Origin of the sequence: Mameliella sp. AT18, from assembly GCF_028807275.1 — a bacterium.
In the GTDB taxonomy this organism is placed as follows: Bacteria; Pseudomonadota; Alphaproteobacteria; order Rhodobacterales; family Rhodobacteraceae; genus Antarctobacter; species Antarctobacter albus.
On record NZ_JARAMO010000058.1, the window covers coordinates 22044 to 29365 of the forward strand.

Sequence of the window (7322 nt, forward strand, 5' to 3'; positions counted from 1 at the left end):
TCAGGCCCTGGACGCGGTCGCGAGGGCGGTCAGGCGACCGCCTCGACCTCGGCCACGATGCCGTTGACGACCTGGCTCAGCAGGTCTTCGTCCTCGCATTCGGCCATGACGCGGATCAGCGGTTCGGTGCCGGACTTGCGGATCAGCAGCCGGCCCTTGCCGGTCAGCATCCCCTCGGCGTCCTCGATCGCCTTTTTCACGCTGTCGACATCCAGCGGCAGCGCACCGGCGCCATAGCGCACGTTCCTGAGCAGTTGCGGCACGCGGGTAAAGCTGTGGGTCAGCTCCGAGGCGCGCTTGCCGGTGCGGACCATTTCCGACAGGAACTGCATCCCGGCCATCAGCCCGTCGCCGGTGGTGGCGTAATCGGTCATCACGATGTGGCCCGACTGTTCTCCGCCCAGGTTCCAGCCGCCCGAGCGCATCGCCTCGACGACATAGCGGTCGCCGACCTTGGTGCGTTCCAGCCGCAGCCCGCGGTCATCCAGGAACCGTTCCAGCCCGAGGTTGGACATCACCGTCGCCACCAGGGTGCCGCCCTTCAGCCGGTCCTCTTCGGCCCAGCGGGCCGCCAGCAGCGCCATGAACTGGTCGCCGTCGGCGACCTGGCCGTTCTCGTCGATCAGGATGATGCGGTCGGCGTCGCCATCAAGGCAGAGCCCCACGTCGGCGCCATGCCGGCGCACCGCCTCGGCGGCGGCAGCGGGCTTGGTCGAGCCGCAGTTGTCGTTGATGTTCAGACCGTTGGGCGCGGTCCCGATCTGGACCACGTCGGCGCCCAGCTCCCACAGCACCTCTGGCGCGGTCTTGTAGGCGGCGCCGTTGGCGCAATCGACCACCACCTTGATCCCGTCCAGCCGCAGCCCGTGGGGCAGGGTGCTCTTGACCCGCTCCTGGTAGCGGAAGCGGCCATCGTCGATCCGGCGGGCGCGGCCGATGTTGTCGGGCTGGGCCGGGCGCACGCCGGCCTCGACCAGCGCCTCGATCTCGGCTTCGACGCCATCGGACAGTTTGAAACCGTCGGGGCCGAAGAACTTGATGCCATTGTCGGCGGCGGGGTTGTGGCTGGCCGAGATCATGATCCCCAGGTCGGCCCGCATCGAGGTGGTCAGAAGGCCCACGGCGGGTGTCGGCACCGGCCCCAGCAGCAGCACGTTCATGCCCGTCGAGGTCAGCCCGGCGGTCAGCGCGTTTTCGAACATGTAGCCCGACAGGCGCGTGTCCTTGCCGATCACGACACGGTGGACGCCCGAGTGTTCGTTGCGGAAATAACGCCCCACGGCCGCGCCCAGCATCAAGGCCATCTCGGCCGTCATCGGGTAGGTGTTGGCGGTTCCGCGCACACCGTCGGTGCCAAACAGCTTGCGGCTCATGGAAAACTACCTCTCGAAATGGCCCGCCACATGGCCAGCGCCTGGGCGGTTGCTGAAACATCGTGGACGCGGACGATCTGCACCCCCTGCGCAGCCACCGCCTGCGCCACGGCGACAGAGCCGGAGACCCGCTCGGCAGAGGTTTCGACCCCGGAAATCTTGCCGATGAACCCCTTGCGCGAGGCGCCCACCAATACCGGACAGCCGAGACCGTGGAACAGCGCAACGTCGCGCAAGAGCGTCAGGTTGTGGTCGATCGTCTTGCCGAAGCCGATGCCGGGATCGACGATAATCCGCGCACGGGGAATGCCCATCTCTTCGAGCATGGCGACCTGCGCGGCCAGGAAATCGTAGACGTCCAGCAGCACGTCGTCATAGCGCGGGTCCTGTTGCATGGTTTCCGGGTCGCCGCGCGCGTGCATCACGCAGACAGGCAACCCCCGGTCGCGGCAGTAATGCGCCAGCATCGGATCGTAGGTGAAGCCCGAGACATCGTTGACCAGCGCCGCGCCGGCCGTGACCGCCGCATCCGCCACCGCGGACTTGCGCGTGTCGATCGAGATCGGCGTGGCCAGTTCGCGCGACAGGGCGGTGATCACCGGCTCTATCCGCGCGATCTCGGCCTCGTTCGGGACGGGCAGGGCACCGGGGCGCGTGCTTTCGCCGCCGACGTCGATGATATGCGCGCCCATGCTGACCATGCGGCGCGCCCGCTGCACCGCCTTGGCGGCGCTCTGGTGGCTGCCGCCGTCCGAGAAACTGTCCGGCGTGACGTTGAGGATGCCCATGATGCGCGGGCTGTCCAGAACCATGCCGGCGATGGCGGCCCGGGGCGCGGATAGGCGCGTGCGCCAGTCCTCGGGGATCTCCGACAGGGAAACGCTGCGCGGCGGCGCTTCGCGGCTGTAACGGACGGCCTGCGCGAACCAGCCCGGCCCGCCCGCGAGGTCGAGTGCGTCATCGGGGCGGGGGCTGTCAAAACGGACGACGGGACGGAAATAGACGCTCATGCGGGGTGACTGACCGATCCGGAAAGACTTGGCAAGCGGTTAGAACAGCGAGGTGCTCGGGGGGAGCGCACGGGCCGGAACCGTGGCCTCTTCCGGCAGGTCTTCGCCGATCACCAGCAGTTCGCAGGCATCCAGTTCGCCCGCGAACCAGGCCGCCAGCGCGACGGAATCGCGGGGCTGCGCCTGCGGGCCCTGGGTTGCGTCCAGCACGACCTTGGAGGGCGCCCAGACGCAGATCTGGCCGTTCTTCATCGCCCAGTCCAGTTCCGTGCGGGTGGCGACCACCTTGGCCCGGTCGTCGCGCGCGGCCAGGCACCAGGCGTTCTGCTCGATCGACAGCAGGTCGACCCGGCGCTGGGTCATCTTGTGCCCGGTCTGGGGAATCTCGGTGTCGGGGCGCCCGACGCAGAGGATCAGCGGTGCCCGCCGCGCCTCGAGCTGGTCCAGCCAGGACGCCAGCCGGGGATCCGCCATCGCCGCGTTCGACAGGTAGACGACCCGTGCGTGCGGGCGCTCCTGCGCCATTTCCTCGGCGATTTCGCCCAGCTGGTCGGCCACGTCGCGGCGCGAGCGCACGATTTCCACGCCAAGCGCGCCGGGGCCACGGTCCAGCTTTTCGACCCGCACGAAGGCGCGCAGGGCCTGCGGCTCCAGCAGGATACGTTCCGCGATGCGTTCGGCCAGCGTTTCCAGCAGGTTGAGACGCTCTGCCTCAAGCTCGTGGCTGATCGCCTCTGTCACGCGGTCGTAGGACAGGATGCGGTCCACGTCGTCGTCCAGCGTGCCGGTAAAGGGGATGACCTCGACCACCACGTTGAAACGCACGCGCTGTTTCTGGCCGCGTTCGGCCTGGAAAGCGCCGATGTCGACCTCGACCACATGGTCGCGCACCGAGATGCGGTCATGTGGCGTGTCGCCGGCGGTGGCGACGCTGCGTTCGGAAGGATGGGCAAAGGCTAGGCGGATATCGCTGGGCATGGCGGCCCCTGTCTGTTGTATGATGGCTCGTGGTAACGAAAAGGGCGCCCCACGGCCAGCCGCAGGCGCCCTTTTGCGAACCGTTGGCGACGGTTTATTCGCCGCGCCAGGTGTGGCGGTAGAAGATATGAACCCCGTGGGCAAAGGTCTTGGTGTATTTCCGCGACCAGTCGGGCGAGACCCAGGTGGCGTGGTAATGCGTGGCGCCCTTGGTCAGGCCGGTGGCCTTGCCGTCCAGCACGGCGCGGGCGACCTTGCCCACCCGATTCCAGGAGCGTTTGTCGTCGATGTGTTCCGGGCGGCCGTCGCAGGTATAGGTGAACTGGCAGGCGAACTTGCGCCCCGTGCCCTGGTTCACCACGCCGCAGACCGAGTTCGGAAAGCGTTTCGACGCGACCCGGTTCATGATCACCTCGGAGACCGCAAACAGCCCCTCGATGGTCTCGCCCCGGGCCTCGAAGTACAGCGCCTCCGCGAGGCAGCGCCATTGCGGGCCGCCCTCGGGCGCGGGCTGACGGGACAGCCAGGTCTTGTCATAGAGAAAGCCGCCGCCACCGGTCACCGTGCCGGCCGCGGCAGGTGTCGGTTTCACGGGCGTCACAAGCCCTTTCAGGTGAGTGTTGCCGACGCGCGCCAGCGCGCGGCTTTCGAGTGAAAGGAGAGTCTGCGCACTCCGGGCCGGGTCGGCATAAACCGGGCCGGACGTCAGGGCCAAAGGTGCGGCAACGAGCGAAAAGGCCGCAAGAACAAGGCCACGGCGCAGGGCAGTGGTCAGAAGTTTCATGTCGAAAAAATCCCCCAATCGAACATGCATCGCGTGGTGCCTCACGTCACGCGACGGGCCCAGCCATACCGAATAATGACAATTGGGTAAAGAATGCCGGGGGACGCATCGGCGGATTGCCCCCCGACTGTGACCCCTGACCCGCGCCCGGGGCGATTCCGGCCTTGCAGGCTTAGCGTTTGCGCGGCCCGTCCAGCCCGCGGTCACGCAGCGCAAGATGTGCTGCCGCCAGCCGTGCGACCGGCACGCGGAAGGGCGAGCAGCTGACGTAATCCATGCCTGCCGAGCGGCAAAAGGCAATCGATTCGGGGTTGCCGCCGTGTTCTCCGCAGATCGACAGGGTCACCGATGGATTGGTCGCCCGCCCGCGCTGCACGCCGGTGGCCACCAGCTCTCCGACGCCGTCGATGTCGAGCACATGGAACGGGTCTTCGTTGAACACGCCCTGGCTGACGTAGTCGGACATGAACCGGCCCGCATCGTCGCGCGACAGCCCGTAGGTCATCTGGGTCAGGTCATTGGTCCCGAAGGACAGGAAATGCGAATAGGGCGCGATCTCATCCGCGCGCAGGCAGGCGCGCGGGGTTTCGACCATGACGCCCAGGCGATAGGTGATGTCACGCCCGCGTTCGGTGCGCACTGCGGCCGCGACAGCCTCGATCCGGGTGCGGATCAGGTCGACCTCGCGCTTGGCCGAAACCAGCGGCAGCATGATTTCCGGCACCACCGGCGGCGCGCCCTCGCGGCTGGCGTCCAGCGTCGCCTCGAAGATGGCGCGCGCCTGCATGTCGTAGATTTCCGGCACCGTGATGCCCAGCCGCACGCCGCGCAGCCCCAGCATGGGGTTGTATTCGCCCATCGCCTGCACCCGCCGCGTGACGTCCGAGACCGGCAGGTCCAGCGCCTCGGCCAGGTCGCGCAGCCCCGCGCGGTCGCTGGGCAGGAATTCGTGCAAGGGCGGGTCGAACAGGCGGATGCAGACCGGCAGGCCCTCCATGATGCGGAAAAGTTCCGTGAAATCATTGCGCTGCATGGGCAGCAGCAGGGCCAGCGCTGCCTGCCGGTCCTCGACCGTGTCGGCAAAGATCATCTCGCGCATGGGGGTGATGCGGTCGGTCTCGAAGAACATGTGCTCTGTCCGGCACAGCCCGATCCCCTGCGCGGCGAAATTGCGCGCGGTGGCGGCATCGGCGGGGGTGTCGGCATTGGCCCGGATGCCGATGTCGCGCGCCTCGTCGGCCCAGCCCATCAGCGTGTTGAAGGCATCGTCGAGCGCCGCCTCGATCATCTCCGGCGCGCCGCGCAGGATCTGGCCCGAGGTCCCGTCGAGCGTGACGGTGTCGCCCTCGCGGTAGATGCGCCCGTCCTCGCCCTGGATGGTCTTGCGTTGCAGGTTGAAATTCATCCGCGCCGCGCCCACCACGCAGGGCAGGCCAAGGCCCCGTCCGATCACCGCCGCGTGGCTGGTCATGCCGCCGCGTTCGGTCAGCACGCCCACGGCGGCATGCATCCCCCGCACATCCTCGGGAGAGGTCTCGCGGCGCACCAGGATGCAGGGTTCGTTGCGCGCCGCGCTGGCCTGTGCCTCGGCGGCGGAAAAGACGATCCGCCCCGTGGCGGCGCCGGGGCTGGCGGCGATGCCGCGCCCGATGACCTCGCGCCGGGCCTCGGGGGCGACCTGCCGGTGCAAGAGCTCGCTGATGGCGCGCGGTTCGATCCGCAGCACCGCGTCCTCGGGCGTGATGATCCCGTCCTGGGCCAGCCGCACCGCGATGCGCAGCGCCGCGCGCGAGCTTGCCTTGACGCGCACCCCGTCGAGGATGTGGACCTCGCCGTCCTCGATGGTGAACTCGATCTGCATCTCGGCGCGCAGCTTGCGGCGCATCAGGTCGGCCTGGGCCTTGAGATCGGCAAAGGCCTTGGGTGCCAGCTCTTCGAGCGAGGGGCCGCGCGGGTCGCGTTCCAGGTAGAGGCTGGCGGCGCCGCCCTGCAGAGCCTCCCGGCCCTGGCTCTGGCTGAGGTAACGGCCGGTCAGCTGGCGCTTGCCGGTGTCCGAATTGACCAGTTGCAAAACACCCGAGCCGCATTCGCCATGCCCCAGCCCCAAGGCCATTTCCTGCACCACAAGGCCAAGTCCCGCGTCCACCGGTGCGCCCTTGGCCTGCCGCAACAGCCGGGCCGAGGTGCCTTCCCAGGCGCGGGCCATGCTGCGCAGCACCTCGCGCAGCTGGCGCGCCGGGTCCTGCGGGAACTGCTCCTCGGCCTCTTCCTCGTAGGCGCGCAGCGCGGCAGAGAGGCCGGCGGTGCCATTGTCCTCGATCTCGTCGAAAAGATCCGGGTCGAGCCGGGCGACATGGATCGCGTAGGCCTGCACGAAGCGCAGGTAGAGCCCGGCGGCGGCCTCCTTGCCGATTTCGTCGGACATGTCCACGAAACGGGCGTCGTTCATGCCGATGTTCAGGATCGCGCCAGGCCCGCCCCAGTCCGGATCCTCTGAAGAGGGGCGCACGCAGAGCAGGGCGCCCGGATCGAAGGCCGCGATAAGCGCGTCCATGTCGGGAAACCTGCCGGCGGCGATGCGATGCACCGCGTCGAAAGAAAGCGCCACCGTGCGTGGCACCGGCAGGTTGAGACGGACCAGTCTTTGCAGGCACTTGGCCCGCCCGCCGTGGGTCGGCGTGGACATGGGCGCGTCCTGGGTGATCAGGGTCACATGCGGGTTCTGGATATCGGGTTTCTGCACTGCAGCACCTCTGCGTTGGCGGGCAGAATACGCGCTGAGCGGCGCTTGGCAAGGCGGGAAACCGGATCGGGTGCGACGGCGGCGTGACGCACCCCTGGAACAAGGGCTTTGCGCGCCTCCGGCCGGGATCTTGGTCGCGCCTCCGACGCGGGCGCGGGCGCGCGGCGTCGCTCCCGCCCACTCCCCCCGCGCCGCTGGTGGGACCTGCAGGGAACCCTGGGAATGTCACGCTCTTGGACGGGTTCTCGTCTTCCTGCCGGGAGACGTCTGAGAGGCAGGTCTGCCCTCAGCGCGCCTTTTCGAGCCTCAAGACAAGTCGCTGCCCGTCAAGGACAATCCACGCGGGGCTGCGCCTCCGTGACCGATGCCGAAGCGCCGGGCGCAGGAGGAGAGGAGCGGCCCCCGGCTTCTTTGGTTTTCCAAATACCCTCGGG

General features: G+C 68.4%; 5 protein-coding genes. All 5 read right to left on the reverse strand.

The genetic code is table 11. The annotated features are described in order from the left end of the window. Positions 1 to 29 precede the first annotated feature (29 nt). The 5 genes from glmM to PVW46_RS07480 all read right to left on the reverse strand — a co-directional run bounded on the left by glmM (position 30) and on the right by PVW46_RS07480 (position 6831). On the reverse strand, positions 30 to 1373 hold the full coding sequence (glmM, locus tag PVW46_RS07460) for a phosphoglucosamine mutase (RefSeq protein ID WP_043144296.1): 1344 nt from the start codon (positions 1371 to 1373) through the stop codon (positions 30 to 32). Next, a complete protein-coding gene (gene folP, locus PVW46_RS07465) occupies positions 1370 to 2383 on the reverse strand; it encodes a dihydropteroate synthase (RefSeq protein WP_069209921.1) in 1014 nt (337 codons plus the stop codon). Before folP ends, glmM begins: the two co-directional genes overlap by 4 nt. Positions 2384 to 2422: 39 nt before the next feature. After that, a complete protein-coding gene (locus tag PVW46_RS07470) occupies positions 2423 to 3361 on the reverse strand; it encodes a dihydroneopterin aldolase (RefSeq protein ID WP_069209920.1) in 939 nt (312 codons plus the stop codon). A 94-nt stretch (positions 3362 to 3455) separates the two neighbouring features. Beyond that, positions 3456 to 4145, reverse strand: coding sequence for a cell wall hydrolase (locus tag PVW46_RS07475; RefSeq protein WP_069210086.1), 690 nt, complete (start codon positions 4143 to 4145; stop codon positions 3456 to 3458). Between the two features lie 172 nt (positions 4146 to 4317). Continuing rightward, positions 4318 to 6831, reverse strand: coding sequence for a putative PEP-binding protein (locus PVW46_RS07480; protein WP_209037643.1), 2514 nt, complete (start codon positions 6829 to 6831; stop codon positions 4318 to 4320). Positions 6832 to 7322 lie beyond the last annotated feature (491 nt).